Source organism: Corynebacterium sp. 335C, from assembly GCF_053525695.1.
This window is the reverse complement of the sequence record NZ_JASTTB010000003.1, coordinates 334,042-352,851: the sequence shown is the minus strand read 5'-3', so window position 1 is coordinate 352,851 and position 18,810 is coordinate 334,042. Positions and strand designations below refer to the sequence as shown.

The following is an 18,810-nucleotide window of genomic DNA, read 5'->3' as shown; positions in this document are numbered from 1 at the left end:
GCTCCCCGGGGGCCGCGGGGGCGGCGGGGGCGCTGCTACGGTCGGGGCGTTCCCGCCGTCCCCGTTCGGGGCCCCGCGCCCCGGGAAGGAGCCGACATGACCGACCGACTCAGCCGCCGCACCGCCCGCGCCCGCCGCGCCGCCGCCCTGGTGCCCGCCGCGGCCGCCGCCCTGGTCCTGACCGCCTGCGGCGACGGCGCCGACGAGGAGGCCCGCGACAACGCGCAGTGGGCGGCCAGCTCCGCCGCCGCGGAGGTCTCCTCCCCCGCCTCCTCCGGGGAGGAGGCCCCGGAGGCCGCCCCGTGGGCGACCGCGAAGCTCGTGAAGGCCGACGGCGCCGAGGCCGGCGACGTGGAGTTCGCGGACGGGCCCGGCGGCGTCGCCGTCACCGTCCGCGCGCAGGGCCTGACGCCGGGGTTCCACGGCATGCACCTGCACGAGATCGGCCTGTGCGAGCCGAACTCGGTCGCCCCGGGCGGCGGCGAGCCCGGCGACTTCAACTCCTCCGGCAGCCACATCGCCGGCCCTCACGGCGACCACCACCGCGCCGGCGAGGGGCAGCCGCGGAAGCCCGGCGAGCCGACCGTCGGCCACGCCGGCGACCTGCCGCCGCTGCTGGTGAAGGAGGACGGGACGGCGGAGCTGACCGTCGTCACGGACCGCCTGACCCGGGAGCTGCTGCTGGACGCCGACGGTTCGGCGGTCATCGTGCACGAGGGCGCCGACAACTTCGGCAACGTCCCGGAGCGCTACGCGCCGGAGGGCCCGGACGCCGACACGATGAAGACCGGTGACGCCGGGGCCCGCGCGCTCTGCGGCGTCATCGCCCCGGCGTAACCGCGGCGGTACCGGCGGCTCCCCGTCCAGGCGGCGGGGTTGCGCGACGCGTCAGGGCGGCGGGCGTCGTCACGCACCGCACCCGGCCACGCCGTCCAGCCCGCGCGATCGCGGCCCTGCGGGCACCCCGTCGGGCACTCGTGCGCAGATGGCCAGCGAACCACCGCCCCACGCGACGTTTCCCCAGGTCGTCTCCACCCGATCCGGTGGACTGCTGGCCACGAAGCGCGGTTTGCCCGCGTGATCCGGCGCCAAACCGGGCCGCGCCTCCGGGGCGACCCCGGCACCCGGCGCGGCGCTGCGACCGATGAGCCCGCGCGCCGCCGCAGCACGACCGCGGCGCGCCCTACCGGCGCCCCTCCGCCTCCCGGAGCTGTGCGAACGTCTCGCGCGAGGCGGCGGCGTCCTCCGCGGAGACGACGGTCATGGCGAAGCCGTTGGCGACGATGACGTAATCGCCGACCTCCGCCTCCGGCACGTAGGCCAGGCAGCAGGTCCGGACGTCGCCGTCGACCTCCAGATCCGCCATCGGCATGAGGCCGTCCCGGATGGCGGTGATGCGGGCGGGCACCCCGATGCACATGTCAGGCGCCCTCCTTCCGCTCGTCCGCGCTGGTGCCGGCGGCCCCGTCGCCGCCCGGCTCGTCCACGGCTCCCGCGTCCGCCGGCGCGTCCTCGACCGTCAGCCCCATCGCCCCGGCGGGGGCGGAGCTGACCGGCAGGCACGGGTCGGCGGCGCGGATGGCCGTCTCCAGCCCAGGGTACGCCCGGCCCGGGGCACCCCCGGACGCGGCGTCCCCGGACGCGGCGTCCCCGGACGCGGGGTCCCCGGACACGGCGGCGACGGCGTCGGCGAGCATCCGCGCCAGCCACGGCTCGTTCTGGGCCGTCGGCGTGAGGATGCGGCACGACGCCAGCCGCCCGGCCCCGTCGCCGTCGTAGGCGTGGACCAGCAGGCCGCGCGGCCCGTCGACCGCGCCGACGCCGCGCACCGGGGCGCCGGCGTCCCAGCCGCGCCCGGCCGCATCCGGGGTTTCCGCGCCCAGCAGGTCGCCGCGCCGCGTGACGACGAGCCCCGCCACCGCCGCCGCCGACTCCGCCAGCGTGCGCGCCTGCGCGGCCGCCGGGCCGTCGGCGAGGCCCGCGGCGCGGGAGCGGGCGACGGGGCCGACGCGGTACTCGACGGGCCCGTGGCCGGGCAGGTCGAGGACGGGCCGGGGCGCGGCGTCGCCGGGGCGGGTCTCGGCGACGCGGGCGTCGAAGTCCGGCAGCGGCAGCAGGACGCGGTCGCCGCCGCGGACGGCGAGGACGTGGTCGCCCAGCGGGTCGATGCCGCCGGCGGCGTCGGCGAGGACGACGTTCCACCCGTCCCACCGGTCCTCCCACGCCCCGTCCGCGTCCGCCGCCCGGGCGGCGAGCTCCGCCGCGCGGTCGGCGGCTGCAGGGGCGGTCTCCGCGAGCTCCTCCAGCAGCGCCGCGTCGGCGGGGCCGCGGACGCCCCCGGGCACGGCGACGTCCGGGAAGTGGCCGGGGCAGCCGGCGGCGGCCATGGCGGCCTTGCCCAGCTTCTTCAGGGCGACGGCGGCGTCGCGGTCGAGGCCCAGCAGCCGCGGGGCGATCTGGTCGAGCATCGAGCCGTGGTGCAGCAGACGGCGCACGGCGTCGGCGCCGGCGGGGAGGGGCGCCGCGGACGCCCCGTCGTCACGCGCACCCGCCGCGTCGCGCACCCCGGCCGCGTCGCGCTCCCCCGCTCCCGCGTCCGCCGACTCCAGGGCGCGCACGCCCGCCAGGTGGTGGGCGACGGGGCACAGCCCGCACAGCATCTTCACGGTGTCGGGCACGCCGGCGACGTCGCGGCCGGCGAGCACCGGGTCCAGGCGCGGCAGGCCGGACAGGTCGAAGCGGGCGGCGGCGACGCCGCCGGAGGCGTCCCGGTCCACGACGATGCGGGCCTCGAACGGGTCGACCAGCTGGCCGAGGTCCAGGGTCATCCGGGCGCGTCCGTCGCTCATCGTCCACCTGCCATAATCGGGATCATGCATGAACTGGGCCTGCTCACCGGGGTCGTCGCCGCCGTCGGCGACGCCGCCGGAGGGCGCCGCGTCCACCGTATCGCGCTGCGGGTGGGCGACCGGTCGGGCGTCGTCCCGGAGGCCCTCGCCGCCGCATGGCCCATCGCCGCGGCGGGCGGCTGCTGCGAGGGCGCGGAGCTCGACGTCGAGCGCGTGCCCGCCGCCGTGTGGTGCCCCTCGTGCGCGGCGGAGCGGAAGATCGACGAGTACTTCGCGCTGTCCTGCCCCGTGTGCGGCTTCCCGACGGCGGACCTGCGCCGCGGCCGCGAGTTCGAGGTCCGCGAGATCGACGTCGACGTCCCCGACGGGGAGCCCGACGACGGCACCCGCGAACCCCCCCGAATCGCGTGACGACGGGCCCCGCTCCCCCGGCGCCGACGGCTGAGCGGCCGCGCCGGTCACTCCCCCTCGGCCGCCCATGCGTCCAGCCGGGCGCGCGCCCGCGCCGCCGCCTCCGGCAGCGCCGCCGCCACCTCGTCCGACAGCCCGACGACCATGTCGGCGGACTTCGCCTCCACCGCCACGACGGCGAGGCGGCGCGGCTCCCGGCCCAGCAGCTTCGCCGTCGCCAGCAGGTCCAGCAGGCCGACCTGGTGCGGCGACAGCCGGGCCTTCAGCATCCGCGGCACCTGGTCGCCCTCCAGCTCCACGACGGTGCCCGGCTCCCCCATGCCGGTGACCGCGTCGAGCACCAGGAGGCTGTCGGCGCCGGCGACGACGTCGACGAGCTCCAGGCCGGACGTGCCGCCCTCCACGAACTCCACGTCCATGCCGCCGACGGTCCCCCGCCCGACGACGCCCGGCGCGCCCGGATCCCCGAGCCCCGGCTCGGACGGGGCGCCCGGGCCGGCCAAGGAGCTCAGGCCCACGAGCGCGTCGGCGCCCGGCGCGGGACCGGGGCCGCGGCGCGCGCCCGCGACGTCGTCACGCAGGAGACGCAGCAGGGCGAGCCCGGTGGCGTCGTCGCCCATCACCGGGTTGCCCACCCCCAGCACCGTGGCGCGCGGGGTCACGGGCCGATCCGGTCGGCGTCGACCGGCTTCGCGTCGGAGCGGATCCACATGCCGCCGTTGACCATGGCGGACAGGCCCGCGTGCTTCTCCACCGCGTCGGCGCGCAGCACCAGGTACACGTGGATGATCACGAACACCCACAGGATGAACATGATGAGCGTGTGCACCAGCCGCACCACCGGGACGCCCACCCAGTGCACCGGGTACGACAGCACCATGAGGAACCAGTTCGACTGGTCGTACAGGCCGAACAGCGCCAGGCCCGTCAGCACCTGCAGCAGGCACATGACGTAGACGCCGGTGTAGGAGATCTGCTGCAGCGGGTTGTGGGTGAGGAACAGCGGCCCCTCCTTGCGCAGGAACAGGTAGAACTGCGTCGTCTCCCACAGGTGCCGCACGTCCCGCCTGTTGTACAGCGGCCACAGGGCCCGCCAGCGAGACTGGCGGCCCTTCGCGAAGAACAGCAGGAACAGCCGCGCCAGCGCCACGCCGCACCACAGGAACCCGGCGAGGATGTGGATGAACCGGATCCAGCCCATGAGGAAGCCGGTCTCCCCCGGCGCCCCCGGCTGCGGGCCGAAGAACGGGTCCATGATGTACCAGCCGGTGACGCTCATGATGACGATGAGCAGCACCGACGCCCAGTGCTGGAAGCGCAGCGAGGCGCTCCACAGGTCCACGCGGATCCAGCCCGGCTCCTCCGAGGCCGGCCGGGCCGTCTCCGGGGCGGGGCCGAGCGCGATGCCGGCGAAGCCCTCGAGCTCGTAGGCGGGGCCGCCGTCCGGGGCGGCGCCGCCGGAGGGGGCGTCGTCACGCGCCGCGGCGGCGTCCGCGGACCCGGCGGCCGGACGCGCACCCGGGGCGAACTCCGCGCCGTCCGGCACCGGCGCGACGGCGACGGCGACGGGCCGCCAGTTGCGGCCCTGCATGCCCTCGACCTGGCGGGCCCAGGCGCGGGCGTCGCCGGGGTCGCGGCGGCACAGGGCGGCGACGGCGTCGGGGTCGCCGCGGACGACGGACAGGTCGCCGCCGTCGCGGCCCGCGCCGCGCACGAGGGCCGTGGAGTACGGCCGGCCCGCGTCGGCGGGCAGGAAGTCGGCGTCGTCGACGACGATGCCGCGGGCGCGGGTCTCCGCGATGACGGCCTCCGCCAGCGCCCGGTCGACGGGGTCGTCGGCGCCGGCGGGGGCGGCCGCCGCGAGCGTCAGCAGCTCGTCGGCGCCGTAGCCGCCGAGGGAGCGCACGTCGGCGACGTGCAGCCGGGGCACCTCGGGGGCGGACATCACTGCGTCACCGTCCTGAACAGCTCCGACCCCTCCGCGTCCAGGACGTGCACGGCGCAGGCCATGCAGGGGTCGAAGGAGTGGATGGTGCGCAGCACCTCCACCGGCTGCTCCGGGTCGGCCAGGGGGTGGCCGCCGCCGGCGAGCGCCTCCTCGTAGGGGCCGAGCTGCCCCTTCGGGTCGCGGCCGCCCGCCAGCCACGTCGTGGGGACGACGGCCTGGTAGTTGCGGACGCGTCCGCCCTCGACGTGCACGAAGTGGCTGAGCATGCCGCGGGCGACCTCGACGTAGCCGGCGCCGCGGCAGTCCTCCGGCCACGTCTCCGGCTCCCACTTCGTGGCGTCGAAGACGTCGATGTCGCCCTTTTTCAGGTTCTCGATGAAGGTCGGCAGCGTCACCTGCGCCAGGTAGTCGGCCGCCGTCGCCGCCTCGACCGCGCGCGCGAGGGTGCGGCCGCCGGTGGAGTTGAGCTTGTCGACGGTGATGCCGTACCGCTCGATGGCGTGATCCACGAGGCGGCGCGTGCCCGGCTCGTCCTGCAGGTAGGCCAGCAGGACGCGGGCGACGGGGCCGACCTGGACGGGGTGGCCGTCGTAGCGCGGTGCCTTCGACCACGTGTACTTCTCCCGGTCGCCCAGCCATTCGTACGGCGGGGTGGGGCCGGTGTACTTCGGGATCGTCTCGCCGACGTCCGGGGTCAGGCCCCTGTCGTCGCCCTCGGAGTACTCGTACCAGGCGGAGGAGACGTACTCCTCGATGAGCGCCGGGTCGAACGGGTGCAGCCGCGTGTAGTCGCCGTCGAGGATGACGCCGGGGCGGATCTCCGAGTGGACGGTGGGGACGCGGGCGGTGTTCGGGTCGCCGGAGAACGTCGCGCCGGCCATACCGACCGCCAGGAAGTTCGGGGCGGCGGCGCCGATGTCGAAGTAGTCCTTGTAGACCTCCATGATGGCCAGCGCGTCCGGGACGTAGCAGCCGTGGACGAAGTCCACGATCTCCTGCGTCCACGCCTTCACCTGGTCCAGGTGGACCTGGTTGACCGTCTCCGACTTCTCCGTGTCGATCGAGCAGGCCATGCCGCCGACCAGGAAGTTCGGGTGCGGGTTCTTGCCGCCGAAGACCGTGTTGATGCGGATGATGGAGCGCTGGAACTCCAGGGCGTCGAGGTAGTGCGACACCGCCATGAGGTTCGCCTCCGGCGGCAGGCGGTAGTCGGGGTGGTCCCAGTAGCCGCCGGTGAAGATGGACAGCTGCCCGGAATCGAGGACCTGGCGGAGCTTCTCCTTCACCGCCCGGAACTTCTCCAGGGTGTTGCCCTTCCACGTCGAGTCGATGGACTGCGCGAACTCGACGGCCTTCTGCGGGTCGGCCTCCGCGGCGCTGACGACGTTGACCCAGTCCAGGGCGTGCAGGTGGTAGAAGTGCACGACGTGGTCGTGGGCCTCCTGGCTGCCGAGCACCAGGTCGCGGATGAGGCGGGCCTGCGTCGGCGGCTGCGAGCCGATGGCGTCCTCCACCGCCGCGACGGAGGCGATGGAATGGACGCCGGTGCACACGCCGCAGATGCGGCCGACGAACGCCCACACGTCGCGGGGGTCGCGGTCGCGGACGATCTGCTCGATGCCGCGGTACTGGGTGGTCTCCGCCCAGGCGTCGGTGATCTCCCCGCCGCCGTGCTCGAGCTCGATGCGCAGGTGGCCTTCGATGCGGGTGATGGGGTCGATGACGAGTCGTTCGGTGGCCATCGGCTACTTCCTTCCCTCGCCGGCGTCGCCGGGGCCCCCGGCGGAGCGGCTGTCGGTGGTGCCCCCGGAGGCGGGGCCGTTGCCCGCGGCGTCCGAGTCGCCGAGCTCCGCGCCGGGCACGCCGCTGCGGCCCGTCACGCGGGGGTCGTCGTCGCCCGGGCCGAAGGTGGCCAGCACCTTCTCCTCCCGGCCGCCGCGGTGCATGGCGATCTGGCGGATGGTGGTGATGCCGGCGTGGACGCCGACGCCGGCGGCGGCGACGCCGACCGCGGCGAGGCCGACCTTCGCGGCCGACGCCTCGACGCCGATGCCCGTGAGATCCGGCAGGGTGTCGTAGAACGGGGTGAACTTGTCGAAGAAGTCGCGCTCGGTGCAGCCGATGCACGGGTGGCCGGCGCCGATGGGCCAGCCGGACTTCAGGTTCCACTGGATGATCGGGCAGGGGCTGAACGTCGACGGGCCCTTGCAGCCGACCTCGTACAGGCACCAGCCGTTGCGGGCGCCCTCGTCGTCGAATACGCGGACGAACTGGCCGGCGTCGAAGTGCGCGCGGCGCGGGCACGTGTCGTGGATGCGCTGGTCGTAGGCGAACAGCGGGCGGCCCTCCGCGTCGACCTCCGGGGCGTGGCCGTGGGTGAGGACGTAGGTGATGGTCGCCGTGATGACCTCGCCGATGGGCGGGCAGCCGGAGACGTTGATGACCGGGGTGTCCTTCAGGATCTCCTCGACGCCGACGGCGCCCGTCGGGTTCGGGCGGGCCGCCTGCACGGAGCCGTAGACGGCGCAGGCGCCGACGGCGAGGACGGCGGTGGCGTTCTCCGCCGCCTCGCGCAGCACCTGCTCCGCGGACTTTCCGCCGATGGTGCAGTACGCGCCGGCTTCGCCCATCGGGATGGAGCCGTTGACGACGAGGATGTGCGGCTCCTGGTTCGCGTCATGCAGCGCCTTCTCGGCCGCGTGGCCGGAGGGCGCCATGAGCAGGTCGTTGTACGGCATCGACAGCAGGTCGAGGACCATGTCCTCCACCGTCGTGCCGCCGGAGCGGATCGTCGACTCCATGCAGCCGGTGCACTCCTGCAGCTGCAGCCACACGACGTTGGGCTTCTCCACTTTGCCCAGCGCGTCGGCGACCTCCTGGGCGCCGGGGTGCAGCTCCTCCGCCCCGGCGACGCCGGAGAACATCGGGGTGCCGGCGGCGAAGATGGCCGCCAGGCCACTGCAGAATTTCATGAAGTCGCGGCGCTTCACGCCGCGGGCGGCGAGGTTGTCGGCGAGGGTGCCGGGCCTCCACTGTCCCTCGAATTCCACGTCAGTTCGCCTCCTCCGCGGCCGCGCCGGCCGCATCTCCGGCGGCGTCACCGCCGGGATCCCCGGCGGCGGGCAGGAACAGCTCGACGAGCTCGCCGACGCCCTCCCCCGTCGTCGCCGACGTCTCCACGATGGTCGCCGTCGGGTTCACCTTCCGCAGGTTCGCGCGGAACAGGTCCATGTCGACGTCCAGGTACGGCAGCAGGTCCACCTTGTTGACCACGACGACGTCGACGGAGCGGAACATCACCGGGTACTTCAGCGGCTTGTCCTCGCCCTCCGTCACGGAGTGGACCATGATCTTCCGGTGCTCGCCGACCTCGAACTCGGCGGGGCACACGAGGTTGCCCACGTTCTCGATGAGCACCAGGTCCAGCTCGGCCAGGTCCAGGCCGCGCATGGCGCGGGCGACCATCGGGGCGTCGAGGTGACATTCGCCGCCGAAGCCGTCGCCCGTGTTGAGCAGGGCGATCTGGGCTCCGAAGCCCTCCAGCCGGTCGGCGTCGAGCGACGTCTCGATGTCGCCCTCCACCACGCCGACGCGAACGCGGCCCTGCGCGGCGTCCAGGATGCGCCGCAGCAGGGCCGTCTTGCCCGCGCCGGGCGAGCTCATGACGTTGACGCACGTGACGCCGTGGGCCTCGAACGCGGCGCGGTTGTCCGCGGCGCAGCGGTCGTTCTCCGTGAAGATGTCCTCGAGGATGGCGACGCGCTCGCGGCCGGTGCCGTAGGCGGAGTGGTCGCCGTGGCGGCTTCCCTCGGCGTCGACGCCGTCGAGGTGCACGTGGTCGTGCGCATGGCCGTGGTCGTGGTCGTGCGGGTGGCCGTGGTGATGGTCCCCGTGGTCGTGGCCGTGATCGTGGTGGTGATCGTGGCCGTGGTGGTGATGGTGGTGCCCGTCGCCGTCGTCATGCCGGTGGAAGCGGCCCATGCCCGTCCCTCCTTGCTCGCGCGTCCGCCATGTCGCGCCCTGCCGGCGGGGCGCCGGCATCGACGTCCACGTCGATGTCGATCACCCGGAACTGGTCGCCGGAGAGGACGTCCATGGCACCCCCGCATCGGGGGCAGATGAAAGTGAGGCCGTCGCCCGCCCGGCTCTCGTGGCCGTTGCCGCACCGGAGGACCGCGGGACGCCACTGGACGTCCAGCTCCGAATCCCCCAGGTTGGTGCCCTTCGTCACGAAGGTCCAGGCGTAGGCCAGCGATTCGGGCACCACCTGGCGCAGTGCACCTATTTCCAGCCTCACGACCAGGACTTTCCTGCCTTCGGCGGCCCTGGAGACGAGTCGAGCCAACTGCTGGCTCAAGGCTACCTCATGCACGATCCCCATGGTACGCCCGGAAATCCCGCCCGAACGGACGACCGAGCGGGCATCGCGACGCCCCGCGACCGCCCCGCGAAGGCCCGGCGCGGCCCCGCGCGATGACCCGCGCGGACCCCGCCCCGCCGCCGCGCACCGGACATCAAATCGGCATTTACGCAACATCTTCGTGTGGTATTTGGTCACACTTCCGCCACCCCCGGCCACCCCCATCCGGGGCAGCCCGGCGACCCGCCGCCCGCGGACCCGCCGGGCCTACGATGGTCCCGTGCCCCGCGACGACGCCCCCGCCCCGGACCGCACCGCCCGCCGGCGGCTGCGGCTGCGCGGCGTCGTCCAGGGCGTCGGCTTCCGCCCGCACGTCCACCGCGTCGCCCTCGCCCACGGCATCGCGGGGTCGGTGCTGAACGACGGCGACGGCGTCGTCGTCGACGCCCAGGCCGCCCCGGAGGCCCTCGACGCCTTCGTCTCCGAGCTGCTGGGCGGGCTGCCGCGGCTGGCCCGCGTCCTCGACGTCGCGTCGGAGGAGCTGCCGCCGCGCCCGGACGCGGCGGGGTTCGCGATCGTGGCCTCGGCGCCGGCGAGGGAGTCGTCGTCACGCGCAACCGCGATCGTCCCGCCGGACGTCGCCATCTGCCCCGCCTGCCGCGCGGAGATGGCCGACCCCGCCGACCGCCGCCACCGCTACCCCTTCATCACGTGCGTGGACTGCGGGCCGCGGCTGTCCATCATCGAGGACCTGCCGTACGACCGGCCGCGCACCACGATGCGGGACTTCAGGATGTGCCCGGCCTGCCGCGCCGAGTACGACGACCCCGCCGACCGGCGCCACCACGCGCAGCCGGTGAGCTGCCCGGACTGCGGGCCGCGCCTGTGGCTGGAGCGGACGGGCGCGGGGCGTGACGACGCGCCCCGTGACGGGGCCGCCGGCGACTCCGGCGACCCCGTCTCCCGCCCCTCCCGCGACTTCGAGCCCGTGCTCGCCGCGGCCCGCGCCGTCCTCGACGCCGGCGGCATCCTGGCGGTGAAGGGCATCGGCGGGTTCCACCTGATGTGCGACGCGGGGGACGCGGAGGCCGTCGCAAAGCTCCGCGCCAGGAAGAACCGGCCGCACAAGCCGTTCGCGGTGATGGTGCCGGACGCCGCGGCCGCCCGCCGCGTCGTGGAGCTCGACGACGCCGAGGCCGCCGAGCTGGAGTCCCCGGCCGCGCCCATCGTCATCGCGCCGGAGCGGCCCGGCTCCGGGCTCGCGCCGGAGGTGGCGCCGGGCCTCGGCGACGTCGGCGTCATGGTCGCCTACTCCCCGCTGCACGTGCTGCTGGTGGACCGGCCGATGGTCGCGACCTCCGGCAACCCGCCCGGCGAGCCGCTGTGCCACCGCGACGACGACGCCCGCCGGCACCTCGCGCACCTGGCCGACGCGCTGCTGCTGCACGACCGCGGCATCCACGTGCCGGTGGAGGATTCGGTGCAGCGCGGGCTCCGACCCATCCGCCGCTCCCGCGGGCACGCGCCGCTGCCGGTCATCCTGCGCGCCCCGTCGCCGCGCCCGGACCGGGTGGCGCTGGCCGTCGGCGGCGAGCTGAAGAACACGTTCGCGCTGCTGGACGGCGACGCCGCGCACGTCTCCCCGCACGTCGGCGACATGGGCTCGTGGGAGGTGCAGCGCCGTTTCGCGGAGACCGCGGAGCGGCTGATGCGCTTCCGCGGGCTGGAGCCGGAGCTCATCGTCCACGACCTGCACCCGGGCTACGCGGCGACCGCGTGGGCGCAGCGCTTCGCCGCCGATCGGGGGCTGCCGCTGCTGGGCGTGCAGCACCATCACTCCCACGCGCTGTCGCTGCTGGCGGAGCACGGCGCGGTCGGCCGGCCCGCCGTCGTCGCGGCGGCCGACGGCACGGGCTACGGCGCCGACGGCGCCATCTGGGGCGGCGAGGTGCTGGCGCTCGGCGCCGACCCCATGGACTGGTCGCGCGCGTGGCACCTGCCGGAGTTCCCGCTGGCCGGCGGCGACCGCAGCGTCCGCCGCCCCTGGCGGCTGGCGGCGGGCCTCGCGCACGGCTGGGAGGTGCCCGAGGTCGCCGCTCTGCTGCGTCCCCCGGCCCCGTCGCGTGACGACGCCCCGATCGGGCCCGCCGCCGAGGCCCGCCTGCTGGCCTCCCAGCTGGAGTCGGGCGCGGGGGTCGCGCGGACGACGTCGCTGGGCCGGCTCTTCGACGCGGCGTCGGCGCTGCTGCGGCCGCCCGCCCGCCGCTTCGAGCCGGTGACCTACGAGGGGCAGGCGGCGATGGAGCTGGAGCACCTCGCCGCCATGGCGCTGCGGGCCGGCGACGCCCTGCCGGAGACGCCGGGCACGCCGCGGGGCCTGGTGCGGATGCTGGCCGACGGGGCCTTCTCCCCCGGCGCCCGGGCGGCGGCGTTCCACGACGGGGTCGCGCGGCTGTTCGCCGGGGCGATGGCGGAGGCCGCCGAGGCGACCGGCGCCGAGGTGCTCGGATTCACCGGCGGCTGCGCCCTCAACGTCCTGCTGGAGCGGCGGCTGACGCAGCGGCTGGCCGCCGACGGGCGCACCGCCGGGCTGCCGCTGCTGCTGCACCGCATCGTCCCGGCCGGCGACGGCGGGCTCTGTCTGGGGCAGGCGCTGGCGGCGCGGCTGGCGGAGTAGCGGCGGTCCGGCGTCAGCAGATGCGCGGCAGCGGGTCGCCGACCAGCATGTCGACCATGCGGGTGCCGCCGAAGCCCGTGACCAGCACGACGGAGGCGGCGGGCTCGGCGACGACGCGGCCGATGACGCGGGCCTCCGGGGCGCCCGCGGCGCGCAGGGCGGCGACGGCGGCGTCGGCGTCGTCCGGCGCGACGACGGCGGTGAAGGTGCCCTCGTTGGCGACGTAGAGCGGGTCGATGCCCAGCATGTCGCAGCAGGCGCGGGTCATGTCGCGCACCGGCACGGCCTCCTCCTCCAGCGCGACGCCGAGGCCGGTGCCGTGGGCCAGCTCGTTCATCACGGTGGCGAGGCCACCGCGGGTGGCGTCGCGCAGCCAGCGCACGTCGGCGCCGGCGTCGAACAGGGCGCGGACGTCGGCGTTGACGGCGCGGGTGTCGCTGGCGATGGGCGCGTCGATGGCCAGGTCGCCGCGGGCCATCATGACGGCCATGCCGTGGTCGGCGATGGGCCCGGAGAGGATGACCCGGTCGCCCTCGGCGACGCGGTGGTCGCCGACGTCGCGGCCCGGCGGCACCGCGCCGACGCCCGCGGTCGTGATGTACAGCCCGTCGGCGGCACCGCGCGGCACGACCTTCGTGTCCCCGGCGGCCAGGGTGACGCCCGCGGCGTCGGCGGCGCGGCGCATGGAGCGGGCGATGCGGCGCAGCACGCCGACGTCCAGGCCCTCCTCCAGGATGAACGCGGCGGTGAGGTGGCGCGGCTCGGCGCCGGCCATCGCCAGGTCGTTGACGGTGCCGTTGACGGCGAGCTCGCCGATGTCGCCGCCGGGGAACTCGATGGGGTTGACGACGTAGGAGTCGGTGGACAGCGCGAGGCGCCAGCCGTCGGCCAGCCCCTCCTGCGTGACGACGGCGGCGTCCGACACCGCGGCCAGCGCCGGGTTGGCGGGCTCGTCGCCGACGGCGCCGAACTCCTCGAGGAAGACGTGGCCGACGAGGGCGGCGGACGCCTTGCCGCCGGCGCCGTGGGACAGCGTCACGTGGTCGTCGCGCAGCCGGGGGCCTCGGGCGCGGACCCGGCCGATGTTGGCGTTGACGCGGGCCTCGTCGTGGTTGAGGCGGTTCTTCGGTTCCACGGTGCTGGCTCCTCCCGGGGTTGCGGTGGCGGTGGTGTTCGGCGGCGATGCCGCGGGCGGCCCGGCGCGGACGGCGCCCCGCCGGACCGGCCGCCGCCGTGGGCAGCCGGTCAGCCGGCCGCCAGCGAGGCGGTGACGGCGCGGTCGATGCGCCCGAAGTTGTAGTACGCGGCGCAGGCGCCCTCCGGGGAGACCATGCACGTGCCGATGGGCGTGTCCGGGGTGCAGGCGGTGCCGAAGACCTTGCACTGCCACGGCTTGATGCGGCCGGTGAGGACGGAGCCGCATTCGCAGGCGACGGGGTCCTCGACCCGGTCGCCGGGGATGTCGAACAGCCGCTCGGCGTCCCACTTGGCGTATTCGGCGGAGATGCCCATGCCGGAGCGCTCGAGCCAGCCGAGGCCGCGCCATTCGAAGGCGTCGCGGATGGTGAACACGCGGTCCATGAGGCGCAGGGCGGCGGTGTTGCCGGCCTCGCGGACGACGCGGGCGTACTGGTTCTCCACGCGCGCCCGGCCGGCGGCGACGTCGCCGGAGGTGAACTGCTCCAGGAGCATGGCGACGGACTGGAGGATGTCCAGCGGCTCGAAGCCGGCGACGACGCAGGGCATGCCGAATTCGCGGGGCAGGAAGCCGAAGGCGTCGGTGCCGATGACGGTGGCGACGTGGCCGGGGCCGATGAACCCGTCGACCTTGGTGCGGCCCTCGTCGACGATGGCGCGCAGCGGCGGCTCGATGAGGACGTGGTTGGAGAAGACGCTGAAGTTCGGGGCGTCCGCCTTGCGGGCGGCCTCGAGGGTGACGGCGGTGGACGGCGCGGTGGTCTCGAAGCCGACGGCGAAGTAGACGACGCGCTTGCCCGGGTTGTCCTTCGCCAGCTTCAGGGCGTCGAGCGGCGAGTAGACGAAGCGGACGTCGGCACCGCGGGCGCGGGCGTCGAGCAGCGAGCCGTCGGAGCCGGGGACGCGCATCATGTCGCCGAACGTCGCCAGGATGACGTCGTCCTGGCGGGCGAGCCACAGGGCGTCGTCGATGCGGCCCATGGGGATGACGCAGACGGGGCAGCCGGGCCCGTGGACCAATTCGACGCCCTCGGGCAGGAGGTTCTCCAGCCCGTAGCGGTAGATGGTGTGGGTGTGGCCGCCGCAGATCTCCATGAGGGAGACGGGGCGGTCGAGCTTCGCCGCGTCGGCCTCGATGCGGGCGAGGAGGGCGCGGGCGGCGGCCGGGTCGCGGAATTCGTCGACGTATTTCACGGCTGGTCCCCTATCCGATGTCCGAGGAGCGGAAGGAGTCGACCTCGTCGTCCAGCACCCCGTCGCCGAGGCGGGCGATCTGCTGCAGCGTCAGCGCCGCCTCCTCCTCGTCGATGCGGCTGAGCGCGAAGCCGACGTGGACGAGGACCCAGTCGCCGACGGCGAGGGGCTCCCCGGCCATGAGGTCGGTGGCGATCATGCGCTCGACGCCGCTGATGGCGACCTTCGCGCGGTCGGGTTCGGGGATGTCGACGATCCGGGCCGGGATGCCGAGGCACATGGGCGGGTCTCCTCCTGTTCCGGGTGCTCCCCCGAGCGTACCCCCGCCCGCATCGGCGCCCGGCGCGCGGGACTCAGCTCCGGGCGTCGCCGCCGATGCTCCACCGCGACGCCCGCTCGAAGGTGCGCCACAGTCGGGCGTAGAGGCCGTCGCGGGCCAGCAGCTCGGCGTGGGTGCCGCGGTCGTCGACGGCGCCGTCGTCGAGCACCACGATCTCGTCGGCGTCCATGATGGTGCCCAGGCGGTGGGCGACGACGACGGCGGTGCGGCCGCGCAGCAGGGCGCGCAGGCCCTTCTGCACCTCGGCCTCGTTGACGGGGTCGAGCGCCGCCGTCGCCTCGTCGAGCAGCACCACCGGGGCGTCCTTCAGCAGGGCGCGGGCGATGGACAGGCGCTGGCGCTGCCCGCCGGACAGGCCCGCGCCGTCCTCGCCGAGGACCGTGGCGTAGCCGTCCGGCAGCTCGCGGATGAAGCCGTCGGCGCAGGCGGCGCGGGCCGCGGCCTCGATGTCCTCCTGCGACGCGCCGGGGCGGCCGACGGCGATGTTGTCGGCGACCGTGCCGGGGAACAGGTGGATGTCCTGGAAGACGACGGTGACGTGGTCGCCGCGGTGCTCCGCCGGGATGTCGCGCAGGTCGACGCCGCCGACCAGGACGGCGCCGGCGTCCGGGTCGTCGAAGCGGGCGATGAGGTTCAGCAACGTCGTCTTGCCGGAGCCCGACGGGCCCACGATCGCCGTCGTCCGGCCGGGCAGGGCCGTCAGCGTCACGCCGCGCACGCCGCGGTCGGTGCCGGGGTAGGCGTAGCGGACGTCGCGGAGCTCGACGGCGTGGCCGCGCACCGGGGCGCCGGCGCGCCCCCCGGCCGGGGCGGCGTCGCCGTCGGCGGCGGCGTGGGCGCCGATCGGGGCGTCGTCACGCACCTGCGCGGGCACCGGATCACCCGGCGTCCGCGCGCGGCCCGGAGCCGGCTCCGGCAGCGGCGCGACGTCCATGATGGCGTCGACGCGGCGCAGCGACGCCTCCGCCATCCGCCACGACTCGTTGGTCTGCAGCAGGCCCATCAGCGGCTGGTGGACGTTGAGCACCAGCACCAGCGCCACCGCCGCCAGCACCGGGTCGGCGTGCAGCCCGGCGACGGCGATGACCAGCGGCACTCCGAGCAGCAGCACGGTGCCCGCCGCCGACGTCGGCAGCAGCAGGCGGTGGACCATCGCGACGCTGACGGAGCGGAAGTTCTCCACCGCCGCGCCGTACCAGCCCAGAGTCCGCGCGCGGTCCGAGAACACGCGCAGCGCCGGCATGCCCGCCACCAGGTCGATCATCCGCGCCGACGCGTCGGCCTGCGCCGCCTGCCGGCGGTCGCCGAGCGCGGTGATCCGCGCGCCCGACCACGACATCACCGGCACCGCCAGGACGATGCTCACCGCGAACGCCAGGCCCAGCAGCGGGTCGTTGACCGCGATGGCGACGATGACGATGAGCGGCAGGCCCAGCGCCTGCCCCAGCCGCGGCAGCCCGTCGGACAGGAAGCTCTCGATCATCTGCAGGTCCGCCGTCAGCAGCGCCGCGACGTCGCCGCGCGACCGGCCCGACAGCGCCGACACCGGCACCGCCCGCAGGTGGTCCAGCACATTCAGCCGCAGCTCTCCGACCGCCCGGTAGGCGGCCAGCCACGACAGCCGCGCCGACAGGGCGCCGACGACCAGCTGCGCGACCAGGGAGACGGCGCACAGCAGGGTGACGCGGCGGGCGTCGGCCGCCGTCACCGGGTCGTGCCGCACCAGGTCCGCGACCAGGCCGACGGCCGCGCCGAACGCGACGCCGAGCAGCAGGGACTGGACGACGCGCAGGCCCGCACCCGCCAGCGCCCCGCGGCCGGCGCCGCCGCTGTACCGCCACAGGGAGACCAGGGCCCTCATCGCGTCACCTCCGCCAGCGCGTCCCACATGCGGGCGTAGGCGCCGCCTGCGGCCACGAGCGAGTCGTGGTCGCCCTGCTCCGCCACGCGCCCGCCGTAGAGGACGACGATGCGGTCGGCGTCCCGGACCGTGTGCAGCCGGTGCGCGATGACCAGCGTCGTGCGGCCCGCGGCCAGGCGGCCGAGGCCCTCCTGGATGAGCGCCTCGTTGTCGGGGTCGGTCGCCGCCGTCGCCTCGTCCAGCACCAGCAGGGGCCGGTCCGCCAGCAGCGCCCGCGCGATGGCGGTGCGCTGCCGCTGCCCGCCCGACAGGCCCGAGCCGGACTCGCCGAGCAGCGTGTCCGCCCCGTCCGGCAGGGCGGCGACGTCGGAGGCCATCGCGGCGGCGCGCAGGGCGTCGTCCAGCTCCGCGTCCGTCGCGCCGGGCCGGCCCAGCGCGACGTTCGCCCGGACCGTGCCCGCCAGCAGGTGCGGGTTCTGGAACACGGCCGAGACGCCGGCCATCCGCTCCCCCTCGTCCATGCCCGCGACGTCGCGGCCGCCGACGAGCACACGGCCCGACTGCGGCTCGTGGAAGCCGAGGAGGATCTCCGCCAGCGTCGACTTGCCGGAGCCGCTGGCGCCCACCAGCGCCGTCACCCCGCCGGCCGGCGCGGTGAACGACACCGACGCGACCGCCGGCTCCGCCCCGCCCGGGTACGTGAACGTCACGTCGTCGAAGACGACCTGGGGGGCGGCGATCGGGGCGCCGTCACGCGCATCCGCATCCCCCGCGGACCCCGCGCCCGCGCGCGGCGCCTCCCCCTCGCCCGCGTCGGGCGCGCCATGGCGCGGGTCGCGGGCGAGCTCCGCCTCGATGAGCACCGCGCCCGCCGACAGCAGCGGCACCTGCGTCAGCAGCCCGTAGATGCCCACCAGCGGCGTCGAGTACGTCGGCCCGAGGATGAGGAACAGCAGCACCGTCGACGCGTCGACGTCGCCCGCCGCCAGCAGCCACGCCGCCAGCGGGGCGATGAGGGCGATGCCGGAGGCGGTCAGCGTCGAAAACGGCGAGCCCAGCGGCACGAACGCCCGGCCCCACTCCGACTGCAGCTCCGCGTTCGCGCGCACCGCGTCGGTGGTGCGGCGGTGGTCGCGGCCCACGCGGTTGAACACGCGGATGACCGGCATCGCCGTGAGGAAGTCGATGATCGCCGCGCCCATCGCCCCGTTGGCCGCCATCCACTCGCCCATCCGGTGGCCGTTGGCGCGCATCGCGTGGATCATCAGCGCGAAGCCGACCGGCGTCAGCGCCACCGTCGCCAGCGCCAGCCGCCAGTCCACCGCGAACAGCCACGCCGTGACCGCCAGCCACACCGTCAGCGATGCCGTGATCTCCGGCACCGCGTGCGCGATGAACAGCTCCATCTTCTCGCAGTGGTCGATGGCGACCGTCCGCGCCGTCGACGAATGCCCCGCCCGCAGCTCGCCGACCCGCACCCGCGTCCACGCCCGCCCCAGCGCCATGCGGATGCGCGCGATCACGTCGAACGCCGCCAGGTGCGCCAGCGCCGTCGACGCGCCGAACAGGATCTGCTTGCCGACGACCCCCGCCAGCGCGATGCCCGCCGCCCACCACGTCGTCGCGGCGTCCAGCTCGCCCGCGACGAGCGCGTCGACCACGCGCCACACCGCCCACGCCGGGGCGAGCCCCACCGCGCCGGCGAGCGCGCCGAGCACCGCGGCGGCGATGAGCCGGACGCGGTCGCCGCGGCCGTGGCGCAGCAGCAGCCTCGGCGCGGAGCGGTAGTCGGGGCGGCCCGCGGCGGGGGCTGCGTCGTCGTCGCTCATGGGCGGTCCTTTCCTGGGTGGGCGGGAGTGCGGGCGGACGGTGCGTCCGTGGGCTGCGCGGCGGACCGGGCGGGCCGTTCCATGAGCCGCGCCACCAGCACCTTCGCATAAGCGACGGCGCATACGTCTTAGGTTGACCTTACT

16 protein-coding genes are annotated in these 18,810 nt (G+C 75.4%); 3 read left to right on the top strand and 13 right to left on the bottom strand.

What is annotated here, in order from left to right:
- The first annotated feature begins 96 nt into the window (after positions 1-96).
- Positions 97-837 (top strand): superoxide dismutase family protein, encoded by a 741-nt coding sequence (locus tag QQS41_RS11360; RefSeq protein WP_448852832.1) that lies wholly within the window; start codon positions 97-99, stop codon positions 835-837.
- A 346-nt stretch (positions 838-1,183) separates the two neighbouring features.
- On the opposite strand, the gene QQS41_RS11355 is transcribed toward QQS41_RS11360, so the two are convergent.
- Together QQS41_RS11355 and QQS41_RS11350 are read right to left on the bottom strand one after the other, a co-directional pair.
- Positions 1,184-1,420: a HypC/HybG/HupF family hydrogenase formation chaperone gene (locus QQS41_RS11355; protein ID WP_448852831.1), complete on the bottom strand. Its 237-nt coding sequence runs from the start codon at positions 1,418-1,420 to the stop codon at positions 1,184-1,186.
- 1 nt (position 1,421) lies between these two features.
- On the bottom strand, positions 1,422-2,849 hold the full coding sequence (locus QQS41_RS11350; protein ID WP_448852830.1) for a nickel-dependent hydrogenase large subunit: 1,428 nt from the start codon (positions 2,847-2,849) through the stop codon (positions 1,422-1,424).
- 24 nt (positions 2,850-2,873) lie between these two features.
- Between QQS41_RS11350 and QQS41_RS11345 the strand changes: the two genes are divergently transcribed.
- Positions 2,874-3,260, top strand: a complete 387-nt coding sequence (locus tag QQS41_RS11345) for a hydrogenase maturation nickel metallochaperone HypA/HybF (RefSeq protein WP_448852829.1) — start codon at positions 2,874-2,876, stop codon at positions 3,258-3,260.
- A 47-nt stretch (positions 3,261-3,307) separates the two neighbouring features.
- On the opposite strand, the gene QQS41_RS11340 is transcribed toward QQS41_RS11345, so the two are convergent.
- Genes QQS41_RS11340 through QQS41_RS11315 form a run of 6 tightly spaced genes read right to left on the bottom strand, consistent with a single transcriptional unit; the run spans position 3,308 to position 9,580 of the window.
- The gene (locus QQS41_RS11340; protein WP_448852828.1) at positions 3,308-3,922 is read right to left on the bottom strand and encodes a hydrogenase maturation protease; all 615 of its coding nucleotides are present in this window, start codon (positions 3,920-3,922) and stop codon (positions 3,308-3,310) included.
- Positions 3,919-5,205, bottom strand: coding sequence for a Ni/Fe-hydrogenase, b-type cytochrome subunit (gene cybH, locus QQS41_RS11335; protein WP_448852827.1), 1,287 nt, complete (start codon positions 5,203-5,205; stop codon positions 3,919-3,921). Before cybH ends, QQS41_RS11340 begins: the two co-directional genes overlap by 4 nt.
- Positions 5,205-6,950, bottom strand: a complete 1,746-nt coding sequence (locus tag QQS41_RS11330) for a nickel-dependent hydrogenase large subunit (RefSeq protein ID WP_448852826.1) — start codon at positions 6,948-6,950, stop codon at positions 5,205-5,207. Before QQS41_RS11330 ends, cybH begins: the two co-directional genes overlap by 1 nt.
- Positions 6,951-6,953: 3 nt before the next feature.
- A complete protein-coding gene (locus QQS41_RS11325) occupies positions 6,954-8,258 on the bottom strand; it encodes a hydrogenase small subunit (protein WP_448852825.1) in 1,305 nt (434 codons plus the stop codon).
- Position 8,259: 1 nt separating this feature from the next.
- Positions 8,260-9,189 (bottom strand): hydrogenase nickel incorporation protein HypB, encoded by a 930-nt coding sequence (hypB, locus tag QQS41_RS11320; RefSeq protein ID WP_448852824.1) that lies wholly within the window; start codon positions 9,187-9,189, stop codon positions 8,260-8,262.
- Positions 9,167-9,580, bottom strand: coding sequence for a hydrogenase maturation nickel metallochaperone HypA (locus QQS41_RS11315; protein ID WP_448852823.1), 414 nt, complete (start codon positions 9,578-9,580; stop codon positions 9,167-9,169). Before QQS41_RS11315 ends, hypB begins: the two co-directional genes overlap by 23 nt.
- Before the next feature lie 268 nt (positions 9,581-9,848).
- Here QQS41_RS11315 and QQS41_RS11310 point away from each other — a divergent pair, with 268 nt between their 5' ends.
- Positions 9,849-12,245 carry a carbamoyltransferase HypF gene (locus QQS41_RS11310; protein ID WP_448852822.1) on the top strand — a complete coding sequence of 799 codons (2,397 nt, stop codon included), beginning with the start codon at positions 9,849-9,851 and terminating at the stop codon, positions 12,243-12,245.
- 13 nt (positions 12,246-12,258) lie between these two features.
- Here QQS41_RS11310 and hypE read toward each other — a convergent pair whose 3' ends face one another.
- From hypE to QQS41_RS11285, 5 genes are all read right to left on the bottom strand, one after another.
- On the bottom strand, positions 12,259-13,380 hold the full coding sequence (hypE, locus tag QQS41_RS11305; protein WP_448852821.1) for a hydrogenase expression/formation protein HypE: 1,122 nt from the start codon (positions 13,378-13,380) through the stop codon (positions 12,259-12,261).
- Positions 13,381-13,490: 110 nt separating this feature from the next.
- On the bottom strand, positions 13,491-14,636 hold the full coding sequence (hypD, locus tag QQS41_RS11300) for a hydrogenase formation protein HypD (RefSeq protein WP_448852820.1): 1,146 nt from the start codon (positions 14,634-14,636) through the stop codon (positions 13,491-13,493).
- Positions 14,637-14,646: 10 nt separating this feature from the next.
- On the bottom strand, positions 14,647-14,916 hold the full coding sequence (locus QQS41_RS11295; RefSeq protein ID WP_448852819.1) for a HypC/HybG/HupF family hydrogenase formation chaperone: 270 nt from the start codon (positions 14,914-14,916) through the stop codon (positions 14,647-14,649).
- Between the two features lie 73 nt (positions 14,917-14,989).
- A complete protein-coding gene (locus QQS41_RS11290; protein WP_448852818.1) occupies positions 14,990-16,837 on the bottom strand; it encodes an ABC transporter ATP-binding protein in 1,848 nt (615 codons plus the stop codon).
- Positions 16,834-18,666, bottom strand: a complete 1,833-nt coding sequence (locus tag QQS41_RS11285) for an ABC transporter ATP-binding protein (RefSeq protein WP_448852817.1) — start codon at positions 18,664-18,666, stop codon at positions 16,834-16,836. Before QQS41_RS11285 ends, QQS41_RS11290 begins: the two co-directional genes overlap by 4 nt.
- Between the last annotated feature and the right edge of the window lie 144 nt (positions 18,667-18,810).